Source organism: Streptomyces sp. ISL-96, from assembly GCF_018614035.1.
In the GTDB taxonomy this organism is placed as follows: domain Bacteria; phylum Actinomycetota; class Actinomycetes; order Streptomycetales; family Streptomycetaceae; genus Streptomyces.
Map to the genome: position 1 here is coordinate 12853 of NZ_JAGGPA010000071.1, position 15444 is coordinate 28296.

At 70.6% G+C, this 15444-nt stretch carries 13 protein-coding genes; 7 read left to right on the top strand and 6 right to left on the bottom strand.

The window, feature by feature from the left end:
• Positions 1–20: 20 nt before the first annotated feature.
• On the bottom strand, positions 21–1241 hold the full coding sequence (locus J7E96_RS32810) for an RNA-guided endonuclease TnpB family protein (RefSeq protein WP_215136842.1): 1221 nt from the start codon (positions 1239–1241) through the stop codon (positions 21–23).
• A gap of 278 nt (positions 1242–1519) precedes the next feature.
• Between J7E96_RS32810 and J7E96_RS32815 the strand changes: the two genes are divergently transcribed.
• On the top strand, positions 1520–2299 hold the full coding sequence (locus J7E96_RS32815) for an AIM24 family protein (protein ID WP_215136844.1): 780 nt from the start codon (positions 1520–1522) through the stop codon (positions 2297–2299).
• 107 nt (positions 2300–2406) lie between these two features.
• Positions 2407–2883 carry a MarR family winged helix-turn-helix transcriptional regulator gene (locus J7E96_RS32820; protein WP_215136846.1) on the top strand — a complete coding sequence of 159 codons (477 nt, stop codon included), beginning with the start codon at positions 2407–2409 and terminating at the stop codon, positions 2881–2883.
• On the opposite strand, the gene J7E96_RS32825 is transcribed toward J7E96_RS32820, so the two are convergent.
• Both J7E96_RS32825 and J7E96_RS32830 read right to left on the bottom strand, forming a co-directional pair.
• Positions 2880–4307, bottom strand: coding sequence for a HAMP domain-containing sensor histidine kinase (locus J7E96_RS32825; protein WP_215136848.1), 1428 nt, complete (start codon positions 4305–4307; stop codon positions 2880–2882). The genes J7E96_RS32820 and J7E96_RS32825 overlap by 4 nt on opposite strands.
• Positions 4304–4966: a response regulator transcription factor gene (locus J7E96_RS32830; RefSeq protein WP_215136850.1), complete on the bottom strand. Its 663-nt coding sequence runs from the start codon at positions 4964–4966 to the stop codon at positions 4304–4306. The genes J7E96_RS32825 and J7E96_RS32830 overlap by 4 nt, the downstream gene beginning before the upstream one ends.
• Before the next feature lie 346 nt (positions 4967–5312).
• Between J7E96_RS32830 and J7E96_RS32835 the strand changes: the two genes are divergently transcribed.
• Positions 5313–5852, top strand: a complete 540-nt coding sequence (locus tag J7E96_RS32835; RefSeq protein ID WP_215136852.1) for a PepSY domain-containing protein — start codon at positions 5313–5315, stop codon at positions 5850–5852.
• On the opposite strand, the gene J7E96_RS32840 is transcribed toward J7E96_RS32835, so the two are convergent.
• The 3 genes from J7E96_RS32840 to J7E96_RS32850 all read right to left on the bottom strand — a co-directional run bounded on the left by J7E96_RS32840 (position 5849) and on the right by J7E96_RS32850 (position 8361).
• Positions 5849–5992, bottom strand: coding sequence for a hypothetical protein (locus J7E96_RS32840; RefSeq protein ID WP_215136885.1), 144 nt, complete (start codon positions 5990–5992; stop codon positions 5849–5851). The two genes, J7E96_RS32835 and J7E96_RS32840, sit on opposite strands and share 4 nt — an antisense overlap.
• Positions 5993–6156: 164 nt before the next feature.
• Positions 6157–7113, bottom strand: a complete 957-nt coding sequence (gene meaB / locus J7E96_RS32845; protein ID WP_215136854.1) for a methylmalonyl Co-A mutase-associated GTPase MeaB — start codon at positions 7111–7113, stop codon at positions 6157–6159.
• A gap of 45 nt (positions 7114–7158) precedes the next feature.
• Positions 7159–8361: an acetyl-CoA C-acetyltransferase gene (locus tag J7E96_RS32850; protein WP_215136856.1), complete on the bottom strand. Its 1203-nt coding sequence runs from the start codon at positions 8359–8361 to the stop codon at positions 7159–7161.
• A gap of 136 nt (positions 8362–8497) precedes the next feature.
• Between J7E96_RS32850 and mce the strand changes: the two genes are divergently transcribed.
• The 4 genes from mce (at position 8498) to J7E96_RS32870 (ending at position 15443) form a co-directional block, all read left to right on the top strand.
• Positions 8498–8938, top strand: coding sequence for a methylmalonyl-CoA epimerase (mce, locus tag J7E96_RS32855; protein ID WP_214969568.1), 441 nt, complete (start codon positions 8498–8500; stop codon positions 8936–8938).
• Positions 8939–9137: 199 nt separating this feature from the next.
• Positions 9138–13307: a polarized growth protein Scy gene (gene scy / locus J7E96_RS32860; RefSeq protein ID WP_215136858.1), complete on the top strand. Its 4170-nt coding sequence runs from the start codon at positions 9138–9140 to the stop codon at positions 13305–13307.
• 122 nt (positions 13308–13429) lie between these two features.
• On the top strand, positions 13430–14368 hold the full coding sequence (locus J7E96_RS32865) for a cellulose-binding protein (protein WP_215136860.1): 939 nt from the start codon (positions 13430–13432) through the stop codon (positions 14366–14368).
• A 91-nt stretch (positions 14369–14459) separates the two neighbouring features.
• Positions 14460–15443, top strand: a complete 984-nt coding sequence (locus J7E96_RS32870; RefSeq protein WP_215136862.1) for an ATP-binding cassette domain-containing protein — start codon at positions 14460–14462, stop codon at positions 15441–15443.
• Position 15444 lies beyond the last annotated feature (1 nt).

A 15444-nucleotide genomic window follows, 5' to 3' on the forward strand; every position in this document is an offset into this window, starting at 1 on the left:
AAGGGAGGGGGATTCCTGGCTCAGGCCGCCTTCTGGAGCAGCGCTCCAGGAGGTCTTCCGCCATCAGCACCAGCCGGGTTGAGACCAGCCCGGACGAGCATTACGCGTGCGGAGTTCTTGTCCCGTGGGGACACGGTTCCGCACGCGGTGCAGGTGTAAGTGCGCTCACCCAGCGGCAGTGCGTGCTTGGCTCTCGCATCGCATTGGCCGCAGTCCATAGTGGTGTGCGCGGGGTGTACGAGACGGATGTCCCGCCCATGCTTACGGCCCATCTCGGTCAGAGCGGCCTTGGTGGCGCCGATGGCGGCGTCAGCGGCCTTGCGGGCCATGGTGGTCTTGGCGAGGAACTTCGGACGGAAGTCCTCGACAGCGATGGCGTCGTGGTCGCGGACAACCTTCTTGGCCCACTGGCGGCCGGTGTCCTCACGCTGCCTCGCGACTTTTTTGTATGCCTTCGCCCGCAGTTTCTTCGCCTCGCGGTAGCCCTTCGATCCGGGCCGGCCCTTCTTCGGCATGCGACGGGCCATCATCCGGTCGTACCGGGTCAGCTTCATCTGGGCCTTCTTGCCATGCTCGGCGTGCGGCAGGTCGTGGGCGTCGGACGTGGTGGTCGCGGTCTCCTTCACGCCCCAGTCGACGCCCAGTGCGTGGCCGGTCTCCGGCAGGGGCTGGACCTGGGCGGGGACGACGAACGAGCAGTACCAATGCCCGAGGCTGTCCTGGTACAGGCGCACCGAGGACGGCTCAGGCGGCAATTTCCGCGACCACACCACCGCCACGACGATGCCACCCGCCAGGTGCAGCCGGCCGTCCTTCAACCGGAACCCGCGCTTGGTGTAGTCGAGGGTCGGCAGTGCCTCGCGTTTGGATTTCCACTTCGGCATCCCGGCCCGGCGCGCCATGGGCAGGCGCTCTGTGATGTCCTTCTGCGCCTTGGCGCGAGAGCGGCCGAAGTCGCGGATGATCTGCTGCTGAGGAACCGATGAGCCCTCACGCAGCCACGGCGTACGGGCGCGGGCTTCGGTCAGCATCCTGTCGAGCTGAGCCGGGCCGCACGTGGCCTTCTGGCCGGTGGACTTGTTGTGCAGGTGTACGGCCTTGGACTTGGCGACGCATTCGTTCCACACCCAGCGGCATCGGTCCCACTCCGCCGCCAGGGCGGCGCGGGCGGTGGACGACACGCGCAGCCGGTAGGTGTATCGGGCATGCCCGGCCTCCGCAGCCGCCGTCACCTGCGCCATCTCGCCCCCTCGCGACCCCGACCGGGACACTGTGCCGTCCCGAACCCCCTGAAGGACCCTATGTACGACAGCAGCACAAACGCACCCCGATTCCACGGCCACCACCCCGACCAGCGATCACAGGCACACGTGTTCGGATCACCTCGGCGATGGTGACAGCAGTACGGGCGCTCCGCGCCCTGAACCGGACGCGGCGACGCTCCGCGTCGCGATACCCGGATGCGACTCCTCACCGGCGTGAACGCCGGGCCCTCCTCGCAAGAAACAGGTGAACCCCCATGCCCGCAGGCCCTGTCGTCTTCGACCCGCACACGCTCCCCTCCGACGACAATGTCAATCCGTACACCTTCTGCGTGGAGCTCAAGGGGAGCCAGTGGTTCCTGCAGAAGGGGAAGATGATCGCCTACTACGGGCGCATCGACTTCAACGGCATCGGCCACGGCCGCTTCGACCGCCTCCTGCGCACCAGCTTCCACTCGCCGCTGCACGCGAGCGACTGGGTGGTGGCGGAGGGCCAGGGCAAGATGCTGCTCGCGGACCGGGCGTTCGACGTCAACAGCTTCGACCTCGACAACGGCAACCTCACCATCCGCTCCGGCAACCTCCTGGCGTACGAGCCGACGCTCGCGCTCAAGCAGTCGATCGTCCCCGGCTTCCTCACCCTCATCGGTACGGGCAAGTTCGTGGCGGCCTCGAACGGCCCGGTGGTCTTCATGGAGCCGCCGATCCGCGTGGACCCGCAGGCCCTGGTGGGCTGGGCGGACTGCCCGTCCCCGTGCCACCACTACGACCACCAGTACATGGCGGGCGTCATGGGCGGGATCAGGTCACTGACCGGCATCGGCGGTACGTCGGGCGAGGAGCACCAGTTCGAGTTCGTCGGGGCCGGCACCGTGCTGCTCCAGTCCACCGAACTCCTCATGGCCGAGCAGGCCACGGGCGCCGTCCCGTCCCAGGCGGGGGTGCCCGGCGGGCATGGTGCGGGGCACGGTCAGCAGGGGGGCGCACCGCGTCTTCCCGGTCAGCTGGGGGACCTCCAGCGTCGCTTCGGGCTGTGAGCGGTAGTCTGCGGAGTGTGACGTCGAACGTCTGCGCCCTTGTCGCGGGCTGGGCGTCACATCCCGTAACTTCGTCCAGCATTCAACTTCTTAGGTAGAATCCATACATGGAGACCGAGACGGCCACCCCCTGGCTGACCGATGCCGAACAGTGCGCCTGGCGGACCTACCTGGACGCCAACAGGCTGCTGACCTATCAGCTCGAAAAGGATCTTCAGCCGTACGGGCTGACGATCAACGACTACGAGATCCTGGTCAATCTTTCGGAGTCCAAGGAGCGCCGGCTGCGGATGAGTGACCTGGCCGCAGCCACACTCCAGTCCAAGAGCCGGCTCTCCCACCAGATCACCCGCATGGAGAACGCGGGACTGGTCCGCAGGGAGAACTGCGAATCCGACCGCCGCGGCCTGTACGCCGTACTCACCGACCACGGCAGCGAAACGATGCAGCAGGTCGCTCCGCACCACGTGGAATCCGTACGCCGCCACTTCATCGGCATGCTCTCCCCCGAGGCACTCGCCGACATGAAGGCCGCCCTCACCCCGGTGGTCGAGCAGCTGCGAGGCAGACGAGGCAAAATCTAGGCAACCGCAGCCGGCAGCCGCAAAGTGAAGAGAGCACCGCCGCCCTCTCCTTCACCCACCCTCAGTGAGCCGCCGTGCCGCGTCGCCACATCGCGGGCGATCGCCAGCCCCAGCCCCGCGCCACCGTCGTCGCGGGCACGGGCGTCGTCCAGTCGTACGAATCGCTCAAAAATCCGCTCGCGCTCCCCCACCGGCACCCCCGCACCATCGTCGGCGACCTCCACGATCACCGCACCACCACCCACCCCCCGCAACCGGATTCCGACCGAACTCCTCGCATGCCGCTGCGCGTTGTCCAGCAGGTTCCCGAGCACCCGCGCCAACTGCCCGCGCGACCCGGTCACTTCGAACACGCCCGAGCCCTCGACGGCCACCGGCACCCGGTCGGCGGTCCGCTGCGAGACCTCCTCCCGCACCAGCGCACCCAGGTCCACGCGCCCCTGCCCCGGCCGCTCCCCCGCGTCCAGCCGCGCCAGCAGCAGCAGATCAGCGGCCAGCCCCTGGAGCCGTACGGTGTCCCGCACCGCGCCCTCGACATCGAGCAACTCCGGGTGCGCGGCGCCCACTTCCAGCTGCGTCCGCAGCGAAGCGATCGGGCTCCGCAGCTCGTGCGAGGCGTCGGCGACGAACCGCCGCTGCCGCTCCACGGAAGCCTCCAGCGCCGCCAGCGTCTCATTGGTCGTCACGGCCAGCCGCGCCACCTCGTCATGCGCGTCGGGCTCCGGCACCCGCCGCGACAGATCCTCGGAGGCCGTGATCGCGGCCATCTCGCGCCTGATCCCCTCCACCGGCCGCAGCGCCCGCCGCGTCACCAGCCAGGTCACCCCGCCCACCACCACGAGCAGCGCCGGCAGCCCGATCAGCATGGCCTCCCGCACCGTCCCGACGGCGGCCTGCTCGGCGGCCAGCGGCGCACCGGCGTACACCGTGACGGTCCGCCCCCGGGGCGTCGTCGCCTCGACGGCGGCGAACCGGTAGTCGGCCCGCTCGCCATCCACCGTCGCACTCCCCGACGACAGCGAAGGCGCGTCGCTCGACACTTCCCCCCGGCCGGGGTCGTCATCGTCGTCGTCCTCGCCCGACCCGTCCGACCGGTCCGGCCCACCGCCGCCGACCCGGACCCCGGAACTCCCCGCCCCCTGGATCGCCTCCAGGTCCTCGCTCACGGCCAGTACCTGCCCGTCCTCGCCCACGACCTGCACCGGACGGCCGTCGGGCCACTCCAGATCCCCGTACGGGCGCCCCACAGCCACCTGCGAGGCGACATTCTGGGCGTCGACCTCGGCCTGGAGGTCGGCCTGGTCGATCAGGTTGGCCCGCAGCACCAGCAGCACGGCCAGCCCGGCGGCCACCAGCGCCACCGCGACGACCACGGTCGCCCCGAGCGCCGCCCTGGCCCGTACGGACCCGAAGAGCCGCCTCATGCCGCCACCAGCCGATACCCGGCGCCGCGGACCGTCTGAATCCGCCGGGCGCCGAGCTTGCGCCGCAGGGCGCTCACGTACACCTCGACGATGTTCGGATCACCGTCGTACGCGAAGTCCCACACATGCTCCAGAATCTGGGCCTTGCTGACGACGTCACCGGCCCGCACCGCGAACTGCTCCAGCACGGCGAACTCCTTGGCGGTGAGCACGACTTCGTCCTCACCCGCGTACACGCGCCGACTGCCGGTATCCATCCGCAGATCCCCCACAACGACGACCGGCGAGGCCCCGGCGCTCGCCCGCCGCCGCAGCAGAGCCTTGACCCGCGCCACGAGCACCACATACGAGAACGGCTTGGTCAAATAGTCGTCGGCGCCCGTATCGAGCCCCTCCGCCTCGTCGTACTCCCCGTCCTTCGCCGTCAGCATCAGAATCGGCACGTCATTCCCAGCGGCCCGCAGCGCCGCACACACCCGATAGCCGTTCATGCCGGGCAGCATGATGTCGAGAAGGACGAGATCGTACGAGCCCTCCCCGGCCCGGTGCAGCCCTTCGAGCCCGTCGTGCACCACGTCCACGGCGAACCCCTCGGCGGTGAGGCCCTTGGCCAGGGCCACCGCGAGCCGCCTCTCGTCCTCCACGATCAACAAACGCATGCGCCCAGGTTCGCAAACCGGACCTGAAGAAGCCTTCAGCAGGCTCACCAGTCTGATTAGCGAAACGTAGTGATCCTGTGGCAGAGTGTCACGCGCACGCCCGACGCCCAGGCGACGTCGGGCACCCTCCTCGATGAGGTCGCAAGACCGCATCGACCAGCGTCCGGAGGGACGTGCCACGAGGGCTGGCGGTCCCGCCGTTCAGTACCAGGGCACGAAGGCGATCGGCTCGCATCCCCGAGCAGCACTGGGGATCGCTAAGCCAATCAGAGACGCTTCAGGTCACCTTCAGCATCACTCAGCGAGATTGATCCCCGTAGCAACCAACCGCTCGGGAGGAACCCTCATGAAGCGCAAGCTCGTCATTGCCACCGCCGCTGCGGCCATGCTCATCGGCGGCGGCACGGCCACGGCGTTCGCCACCTCGGCCGACGACACGAAGCCGGCACCGACCACGAGCACGGTCACCCTCGAAGAGGCGAAGACTGCGGCCGTCAAGTCCACACCGGGCACGGTCACCGGCGCCGAACTCGACGACGACGAGCCCGTCTGGGAGATGGACGTCTTCGGCAAGGACACGAAGTGGCACGACGTCGACGTGGACGCCAGGACGGCAAAGGTAGTGAGCGCCCACACGGACGACGACGACCGTGACCGCGCCCCGCGGAACACGAAGGTCACCATGACCGAGGCGGCGGCAGCGGCCCTCAAGGCGCAGCCGGGCACGCTGACGTCCATCGACCTGGACGACGACGAGGGCTCCCACGCCTGGGAGGCCGAAATCCACGGCAAGGACGGCAAGCAGCACGAGCTGAACGTGGACGCCGCGACGGCCAAGGTGACCGCGGACCAGGACGACGCGGACGACGACAACGACTCCGACTAGTAGGTCCTGCAAGGCGGCAGGTTCTTCGCCGAGGTCTGGAGCCCCGCGGTGTTCGCGGGCGTCCAATTGACCGTCGTCAGCAGCTTCTTCGAATTCGCGGCGTTGTACGCGGCGACCACATCGGCCCGCAGGCTGCCCACCGGCGCGAGGGGGCGGGACGCGCAGGGGGTGGTGTTCGGGACGTAAAGCGTGATTTGTGGGCAGGGCGCGGGTTTCGCATGCCGGGGCCACCGCCCGCGCCTAAATCATGCAGTCCCGAACGCCGCCCCCGGAGCGGCCCGCCCCCGCCCCACAGCCGACCCGCCTACCCCTCCGTGATCCCCGCCACCAGCTCGTCCGCCGCCGCATAAGGATCGAGCTCCCCCGCCACGATCCGCTCCGCCAGCGCCCCCAGCCGCCGGTCCCCCCGCAGGTCACCGATCCGCTCCCGCAGCGCGGTAACGGCGATCGTCTCCACCTCGTGCGAGGCCCGCTTCGCCCGCCGCTCCGAGAGCACCCCGCGCTCCTCCATCCACGCCCGGTGCTTCTCCAGCGCCTCGACCACCTCGTCGATACCCTCGCCCCGCGCCGCCACCGTCTTCACGATCGGCGGCCGCCAGTCGCCGGGCCCCCGGGACTCCCCGAGCCCCAGCATGTGATTGAGCTCCCGCGCCGTCGCGTCGGCCCCGTCCCGGTCGGCCTTGTTCACGACGTACACGTCACCGATCTCCAGGATCCCCGCCTTCGCGGCCTGGATCCCGTCCCCCATCCCCGGCGCCAGCAGCACCACGGACGTGTCCGCCTGCGAGGCGATCTCCACCTCCGACTGCCCGACCCCCACCGTCTCGACCAGCACCACGTCACACCCGGCCGCATCCAGCACCCGGATGGCCTGCGGCGCGGCCCACGCGAGCCCGCCCAGATGCCCGCGCGTGGCCATGGACCGGATGTAGACCCCCGGATCCGACGCGTGCTCGGACATCCGCACCCGGTCCCCCAGCAGCGCACCGCCACTGAACGGCGACGACGGGTCGACGGCCAGCACCCCGACCCGCTTCCCGGCCCGCCGGTACGCCGATACCAGCGCCGACGTGGACGTCGACTTACCGACCCCGGGCGACCCCGTGAGCCCCACCACGTACGCGTTGCCGGCGAGCGGAGCCAGCGCCGCCATCACCTCACGCAGCTGCGGGGACGCCCCCTCGACCAGCGAGATCAGCCGGGCAACGGCACGCGGCCGGCCCTCTCGCGCCTGAGCCACCAGCTCGGGGACGTCCTGCATCACAACTCCGCTCCTCGATCAAGCACTACGGAAGGGTTACGGGGTTTACTTGCCCGCGACCTTGATGATCAGCGCATCACCCTGGCCGCCGCCGCCACACAGCGCGGCGGCGCCCACGCCGCCGCCCCGCCGCTTCAGCTCAAGGGCGAGGTGCAGCACGACCCGCGCACCGGACATCCCGATCGGATGCCCCAGGGCAATCGCGCCACCGTTGACGTTCACCTTTTCCGGGGACACCCCGAGGTCCTTCATTGACTGGACCGCAACCGCCGCAAAAGCCTCATTGATCTCAATGAGGTCGAGATCCTCAACCCCGATCCCCTCCTTGCTCAGCGCGTGCGCGATCGCGTTCGACGGCTGCGACTGAAGCGAATTGTCAGGGCCGGCCACGTTCCCGTGCGCCCCGATCTCGGCGATCCACTCAAGCCCGAGAGCCTCAGCCTTGGCCTTGCTCATCACGACCACAGCGGCCGCACCGTCGGAGATCTGCGAGGCGGTCCCGGCCGTGATCGTCCCGTCCTTCGCGAACGCGGGCCGCAGCTTCCCCAGCGACTCCGCCGTCGTCTCCGGCCGGATGCCCTCGTCCTTCGAGAAGAGAACCGGGTCGCCCTTGCGCTGCGGGATCTCGATGGGCGTGATCTCCGCCTCGAAGAGCCCGTTCTTCTGCGCGGCGGCGGCCCGCTGGTGCGACTGCGCGGCGAACTCGTCCTGCGGCCCGCGGGCGATCCCGAGCCGGGTGTTGTGCTTCTCGGTCGACTCCCCCATCGCGATGCCTTCGAAGGAGTCGGTCAGCCCGTCGTGGGCCATCGAGTCGAGCATCTCGATCGCGCCGTACTTGAAGCCGTCACGGGACTTCGGCAGCACGTGCGGAGCGTTGGTCATGGACTCCTGCCCGCCGGCGACCACCACGTCGAACTCACCGGCGCGGATCAGCTGATCGGCCAGGGCGATGGCGTCGAGCCCGGACAGACAGACCTTGTTGATGGTCAGAGCGGGCACGCTCATCGGAATGCCGGCCTTCACAGCCGCCTGCCGGGCCGGGATCTGCCCGGCGCCCGCCTGCAGCACCTGGCCCATGATCACGTACTGGACCTGGTCACCGCCGATGCCGGCCCGCTCCAGGGCGGCCTTGATGGCGAACCCGCCGAGGTCCGCGCCGGAGAAGGACTTCAGCGAGCCGAGCAGTCGGCCCATGGGTGTACGGGCACCAGCGACGATGACTGACGTAGTGCGGTTCGTTCCAGGCATGAGGCACGGCCCCTTGGGATGAGGAGTGAACGAGGGTTTACCTCAATGTACTGAGCGGTACGGGCCCGGTCACCGGGCAGCGAGTGTGATCGCGCGCACGTTGCGTAACCACCACCAATAGCGCTGCACTGGTCCCATGCTGACGCGAATCGACCACATCGGAATCGCCTGTTTCGACCTCGACAAGACCATCGAGTTCTATCGCTCGACCTATGGCTTCCAGGTGTACCACTCGGAGGTCAACGAGGAGCAGGGCGTACGTGAGGCCATGCTCAAGATCAACGAGACGTCCGACGGCGGAGCCACCTATCTCCAGCTCCTGGAGCCCACCCGCGAGGACTCCGCGGTCGGAAAGTGGCTGGCCAAGAACGGTGAGGGGGTCCACCACATCGCCTTCGGGACACCGGACGTGGACGCCGACGCGGCGGACATCCGCGACAAGGGCGTACGGGTCCTCTACGACGAGCCGCGCATCGGCTCGATGGGCTCGCGCATCACGTTCCTGCACCCCAAGGACTGCCACGGCGTACTGACGGAACTGGTCACTTCGGCACCCGCCTCAACCCCGGAGCACTGACCGGAACACAGTCCCCCGTATTCCACGCCGGTAGAGTGGGCGGTTCCGGTCCGGGGCCGGACCGGGGCCGGACCGGGGGCTGTGACCCATGCCTCACTGTTGATCTGAGACCATTCCCCCGGGGGCCGCCCGATGTCGGGGCGGTGCTTGTTCGGAGTATTCGGAAGAGTTGCGACCAGGGGACGGATGGGACCGCGCAGTGCGGGGCTACGAACGCCAGGAGAGCCAACAGCGGGGTGAAACCGACCATCTCTCGCGGTTCGAAGCCGAGATGGACCGGCTGAAGACCGAGCGGGAGAAGGCGGTTCAGCACGCCGAGGACCTGGGTTACCAGGTCGAGGTGTTGCGCGCCAAGCTCCACGAGGCGCGCCGCAACCTCGCGTCCCGTCCTGCCTACGACGCGGCGGACATCGGCTACCAGGCCGAGCAGTTGCTCCGTAACGCCCAGATCGAGGCCGATCAGCTGCGCACCGACGCCGAGCGCGAACTGCGCGACGCCCGGGCGCAGACGCAGCGGATCCTCCAGGAGCACGCCGAGCATCAGGCAAGGCTCCAGGCCGAGTTGCACACGGAGGCGGTCACCCGCCGCCAGCGGCTCGACCAGGAGCTCTCCGAGCGCCGGCAGACCGTCGAGGCGCACGTCAACGAGAACGTGGCGTGGGCCGAACAGCTCCGCGCCCGTACCGAGTCGCAGGCCCGCCGCCTCCTGGAGGAGTCCCGCGCCGAGGCCGAGCAGGCACTGGCCGCCGCCCGCGCGGAGGCCGAGCGGGTCACCCAGGAGGCCCGCCAGCGCCTCGGCTCCGAGGCGGAGAACGCCCGCGCCGAAGCCGAAGCGATCCTGCTGCGCGCCCGCAAGGACGCCGAGCGCCTGCTGAACGCCGCCTCGAACCAGGCGCAGGAGGCGACGACCCACGCCGAGCAGCTGCGTACGTCGACGACCGCCGAGTCCGAGCAGGCACGCCGGCAGGCCGCCGAGCTCAGCCGCACCGCCGAGCAGCGGATGCAGGAGGCCGAGACGGCGCTGCGCGAGGCGCGCGCCGAGGCCGAGAAGGTCCTCACCGAGGCGAAGGAAGCGGCGGCCAAGCAGCTGACGACGGCCGAGTCCGTCAACGAACAGCGCACCCGTACGGCGAAGTCCGAGATCGCCCGCCTGGTCGGCGAGGCCACGAAGGACGCCGAGGCACTGAAGGCGGAGGCCGAGCAGGCCCGCGCCGACGCCGTCGCCGAGGCCGAGCGGCTGGTGGCCGAGGCCGCCGAGAAGGCCCGTACGGTCGCCGCCGAGGATGCGGCGGCCGCGCTGGCCAAGGCCGCCCGTACCGCCGAAGAGGTCCTCACCAAGGCGTCCAACGACGCCAAGGAGACCACCCGCAAGGCGTCCGAGGAGGCCGAGCGGATCCGCCGCGAGGCCGAGGCGGAGATCGAGCGGCTGCGCAGCGAGGCGGCGGCCCAGGCCGACCAGCTCAAGGGCGCGGCGAAGGACGACACCAAGGAGTACCGGGCCAAGACGGTCGAGCTGCAGGAGGAGGCGCGCAGGCTGCGCGGCGAGGCCGAGCAGCTGCGGTCCGAGGCGGTCGCCGAGGGCGAGCGGATCCGCGGCGAGGCCCGCCGCGAGGCCGTCCAGCAGATCGAGGAGGCGGCCAGGACCGCCGAGGAGCTGCTGACCAAGGCGCGGGGCGACGCCGATGAGCTCCGTACGTCCGCCTCCGCCGAGAGCGAGCGTGTGCGCGGCGAGGCCATCGAGCGCGCCACGACGCTGCGCAAGCAGGCCGAGGAGACCCTGGAGCGCACCCGCGCCGAGGCCGACCGGCTGCGCAGCGAGGCCGAGGAGCAGGCGGCGAGCACCACCGCCGACGCCGAGGAGGCCGCCCGCGCCCTGCGCGAGGAGGCCGAGCGCGCCATCGCGGCCCGCCAGGCGGAGGCCGCCGCGGAACTGACCCGGCTGCACACCGAGGCCGAGCAGCGCGTCACCGCCGCCGAGAAGGCGCTGGGCGACGCGCGGACCGAGGCCGAGCGGCTGCGCCGGGAGGCCGGCGAGGAGATCGAGCGGCTGCGGACCGAAGCGGCCGAGCGGGTACGTACGCTCCAGGCGCAGGCCGAGACGGAGGCGGAGCGGCTGCGGGACGAGGCTGCCGCCGACGCGTCGCAGTCGCGCGCCGAGGGTGAGGCCGTCGCCGTACGGCTGCGCAGTGAGGCGTCGAACGAGGCCGAGCGGCTCAAGTCGGAGGCGCAGGAGAGCGCGGACCGGATTCGCGCGGAGGCCGCGGCCGCGGCCGAGCGCGTCGGGAACGAGGCCGCCGAGGCGCTGACCGCCGCCCAGGAGGAGGCCGCGAGGCGCCGCCGGGAGGCCGAGGAGACGCTGGCCGCCGCCCGCGAGGAGGCCGAGCGGGAGCGTACGCAGGCCCGCGAGCAGAGCGAGGAGCTGCTGGCGTCCGCCCGCAAGCGGGTCGAGGACGCGCAGACCGAGGCCCAGCGCCTGGTCCAGGAGGCGGACTACCGGGCGACCGAGCTGGTCGCGGCCGCCGAGCAGACCGCGCAGCAGGTACGGGAATCCGTCGCCGGGCTGCACGAGCAGGCCGAGCAGGAGATCGCCGGGCTGCGTTCCGCCGCTGAGCACGTGGCGGAGCGTACGAAGACCGAGGCGCAGGAGGAGGCGGACCGGCTCCGCGCCGACGCGTACGAGGAGCGGGAGCGGGCCACCGAGGACGCGAACCGGCTGCGCCGCCGGGCGCAGGAGGAGACGGACGCCGCGAAGGCGCTCGCGGAGCGCACGGTCGCAGACGCGATCACGGAGGCGGAGCGGCTGCGTTCGGAGTCCTCCGAGTACGCACAGAGGCTTCGCACGGAGGCTTCCGACGCGCTGGCTTCGGCCGAGCAGGACGCGGCGCGTTCGCGCGCCGAGGCCCGTGAGGACGCGAACCGCATCCGTAACGAGGCGGCGGCGCAGGCGGACCGGCTGGTCGGTGAGGCGACGGGCGAGGCCGAGCGCATGGCGGCCGAGGCCGTGCAGTCGCTGACGGCGGCCGGGCAGGACGCGGCCCGCATGCGGGCCGAGGCGGAGCAGATCAAGGCGGACGGCGAGGCCGGGGCCGAGCGGCTGCGGGCCGAGGCGCGCGAGGAGGGCGAGCGGGTTCTCGACGAGGCGCGCAAGGCGGCCGACAAGCGGCGCGGCGACGCCGCCTCCCAGGCGGACAAGCTCGTCTCCGAGGCGAGCGGCGAGGCGGACAAGCTGATCGCCGACGCGAACGCCGAAGCGGAGCGGCTGCGCGCGGAGGCCGAGCGGGTGCACGCCGAGGCGCGGACGGAGTCGGACCGGATCCTGGACGAGGCGCGCAAGGCCGCCGACAAGCGGCGCGGCGACGCGGCGGCGCAGGCCGATCAGCTCATCGCCGAGGCGAGCGGCGAGGCCGAGCGCCTTCGTGCGGAGGCCGCCGAGATGGTGGGCTCCGCCCAGCAGGCGGCGGAGCGCATCAGGTCCGAGGCCCAGAAGGTCAAGGCGGACGCCGAGGAAGCGGCGGAGCGCATGCGCGGCGACGCCCGCACCGAGGCGGACCGGCTGCTCGACGAGGCCCGTCAGGCGGCGTCCAAGCGCCGCTCGGACGCCGCCGAGCAGGCCGACCAGTTGATCGCGAAGGCCCAGGAGGAGGCGCTGCTCGCCGCGACACGGGCGGAGGAGCAGGCCGACACGATGGTCGGCGCGGCCCGCAAGGAGGCCGAGCGGCTGGTCGCGGAGTCGACCGTCGAGGGCAACTCCCTGGTGGAGAAGGCCCGTACGGACGCCGACGAACTGCTGGTCGGTGCCCGCAGGGACGCGACCGCCATAAGGGAGCGGGCGGAGGAGCTGCGTACCCGCATCGAGAGCGAGATCGAGGAGCTGCACGAGCGGGCCCGCCGGGAGACGTCCGAGCAGCTGCGGACGGCGGGCGAGCGCGTCGACAAGCTCGTGAAGGCGGCGACGGAGCAGCAGGCCGAGGCCGAGGCGAAGTCGAAGGCGATGATTTCCGAGGCGAGTTCGGAGGCCGGCAAGGTCCGCATCGCCGCGGTCAGGAAGGCCGAGGCGCTGCTCAAGGAGGCCGGTCTGAAGAAGGCCGAGCTGGTACGGGAGGCCGAGCGGATGCACGCGGAGGCCAAGGCCGAGGCGGCGCGCATGGTGGAAGAGGGCCAGCGCGAACTCGATGTGCTGGTACGCCGCCGGGAGGACATTCAGGCTGAAATCTCCCGTGTCCAGGACGTACTCGAGGCGTTGGAGTCCTTCGAGGCACCTTCCGCGGGCGGCAAGGCGGCATCGAACAGCGGCTCCGGGGCAGGCGGGGTCAAAGCGGCCGCCGCGGCGGGCGCAACCCGTTCGGGTGGCAAGTCATCCGACGGTTAGCCACTCAAAAGGGGTGTCATTCTCCAGATCAAACGGGCATTGACTCGATGACACGCCGCTTAGGCCCCTAGGATTCCCCCTAACACCTCACCGGTCACATTCGACAGGAACCCAGGAACCCCATGAGCGACACTTCCTCCCCCTTCGGCTTCGAGCTCGTGCGGCGTGGTTACGACCGCGGTCAGGTGGACGACCGCATTACCAAACTCGTCGCCGACCGTGACAGTGCTCTGGCCCGAATCACTGCTCTGGAAAAGCGGATCGAGGAACTCCACCTCGAGACGCAGAACGCCCAGGCCCAGGTGAGCGACGCGGAGCCGTCGTACGCCGGACTCGGTGCGCGCGTCGAGAAGATCCTCCGGCTCGCCGAGGAGGAGGCGAAGGACCTGCGTGAGGAGGCCCGTCGCGCCGCCGAGCAGCACCGCGAGCTCGCCGAGTCCGCCGCCCAGCAGGTGCGCAACGACGCCGAATCGTTTGCCTCCGAGCGCAAGGCGAAGGCCGAGGACGAGGGCGTTCGTATCGTCGAGAAGGCCAAGGGTGACGCCTCTACGCTGCGCAGCGAGGCCCAGAAGGACGCGCAGCAGAAGCGTGAGGAGGCGGACGCCCTCTTCGAGGAGACCCGCGCCAAGGCCGCCCAGGCCGCCGCGGACTTCGAGACGAACCTGGCGAAGCGCCGCGAGCAGTCCGAGCGCGACCTGGCTTCGCGTCAGGCCAAGGCCGAGAAGCGTCTGGCCGAGATCGAGCACCGCGCGGAGCAGCTGCGCCTGGAGGCCGAGAAGCTGCGTACGGACGCGGAGCGCCGCGCCCGTCAGACGGTGGAGACCGCGCAGCGCCAGGCCGAGGACATCGTGGCCGACGCCAACGCCAAGGCCGACCGGATCCGCAGCGAATCGGAGCGCGAGCTGGCGGCGCTCACCAACCGCCGCGACTCGATCAACGCGCAGCTGACCAACGTCCGCGAGATGCTGGCCACGCTGACCGGTGCGGCCGTCGCCGCCGCCGGCGCGCCGGCCGACGACGAGCCGATCACGCGCGGCGTCCCGGCCCAGCAGACCCGCTAGGCCCGAAGCGGAACCAATCAGGCCGTAAGTGCCGCGAAAGCCCCCCGTCATTCCAGTGGCGGGGGGCTTTGCGCGCCCTTAGCGTGGCGGGATGATTGAGCTGACGGGGCTGACGAAGCGTTACGGCGAGAAGGTGGCCGTCGACCAGCTGACCTTCACCGTACGGCCGGGCATGGTCACCGGCTTCCTGGGCCCGAACGGGGCGGGCAAGTCCACGACCATGCGCATGCTGCTGGGACTGGACAGCCCGAACGCCGGTGACGTCCGCATCGACGGCAAGCACTACGCCGACCTCAGGGATCCGCTGAAGTACATCGGCGCGCTCCTGGACGCCAAGGCGATGCACGGCGGCCGCAGCGCGTACAACCACCTCCTCTGCCTGGCCCAGAGCAACGGCATCCCGCGCAGCCGGGTTTCCGAGGTCCTGGACACGGTGGGCCTGACGCCGGTCGCGAAGAAGCGCGCGAAGGGCTTCTCGATGGGTATGGGGCAGCGGCTGGGCATCGCGGGCGCGCTGCTGGGCGACCCCGAGATCCTGATGTTCGACGAGCCGGTGAACGGGCTCGACCCCGAGGGCATCCACTGGATCCGCAACCTGATGAAGTCGCTGGCCTCCCAGGGGCGTACGGTCTTCGTCTCCTCCCACCTGATGAGCGAAATGGCGCTCACCGCCGACCACCTGGTCGTCATCGGCCAGGGCAGGCTGCTCGCCGACACGTCGATGGCGGGCTTCATCCGGGAGAACTCGCGCAGTTACGTACGCCTGCGGTCCCCGCAGCAGGAGCGGCTGCGCGATGTCATGCACGAGGCCGGCATCACGGCGGTCAGCGCGGCCAACGGGTCCCTGGAAGTGGACGGTGTGACCTCGGAGCAGCTCGGTGATCTCGCCGCCAGGCATCAGCTCGTACTGCACGAGCTGAGCCCTCAGCAGGCCTCGCTGGAGGAAGCGTTCATGCGGCTGACCGCCGGATCCGTCGAGTACCACGCGCATTCCGACGGCGAGAGGCCCGGTTCGCCAGGGGCCGGCTGGGGCGCCGGCGTGCAGCAGCCGAAGACGAAGAAGAGGGGGGCCTGAG

Bases quoted from the DNA above. Each gene is read 5' to 3' on its own strand.
- J7E96_RS32810 (WP_215136842.1), bottom strand. From the start codon at position 1,241: ATGGCGCAGGTGACGGCGGCTGCGGAGGCCGGGCATGCCCGATACACC.
- J7E96_RS32815 (WP_215136844.1), top strand. From the start codon at position 1,520: ATGCCCGCAGGCCCTGTCGTCTTCGACCCGCACACGCTCCCCTCCGAC.
- J7E96_RS32820 (WP_215136846.1), top strand. From the start codon at position 2,407: ATGGAGACCGAGACGGCCACCCCCTGGCTGACCGATGCCGAACAGTGC.
- J7E96_RS32825 (WP_215136848.1), bottom strand. From the start codon at position 4,307: ATGAGGCGGCTCTTCGGGTCCGTACGGGCCAGGGCGGCGCTCGGGGCG.
- J7E96_RS32830 (WP_215136850.1), bottom strand. From the start codon at position 4,966: ATGCGTTTGTTGATCGTGGAGGACGAGAGGCGGCTCGCGGTGGCCCTG.
- J7E96_RS32835 (WP_215136852.1), top strand. From the start codon at position 5,313: ATGAAGCGCAAGCTCGTCATTGCCACCGCCGCTGCGGCCATGCTCATC.
- meaB (WP_215136854.1), bottom strand. From the start codon at position 7,113: ATGCAGGACGTCCCCGAGCTGGTGGCTCAGGCGCGAGAGGGCCGGCCG.
- J7E96_RS32850 (WP_215136856.1), bottom strand. From the start codon at position 8,361: ATGCCTGGAACGAACCGCACTACGTCAGTCATCGTCGCTGGTGCCCGT.
- mce (WP_214969568.1), top strand. From the start codon at position 8,498: ATGCTGACGCGAATCGACCACATCGGAATCGCCTGTTTCGACCTCGAC.
- J7E96_RS32865 (WP_215136860.1), top strand. From the start codon at position 13,430: ATGAGCGACACTTCCTCCCCCTTCGGCTTCGAGCTCGTGCGGCGTGGT.
- J7E96_RS32870 (WP_215136862.1), top strand. From the start codon at position 14,460: ATGATTGAGCTGACGGGGCTGACGAAGCGTTACGGCGAGAAGGTGGCC.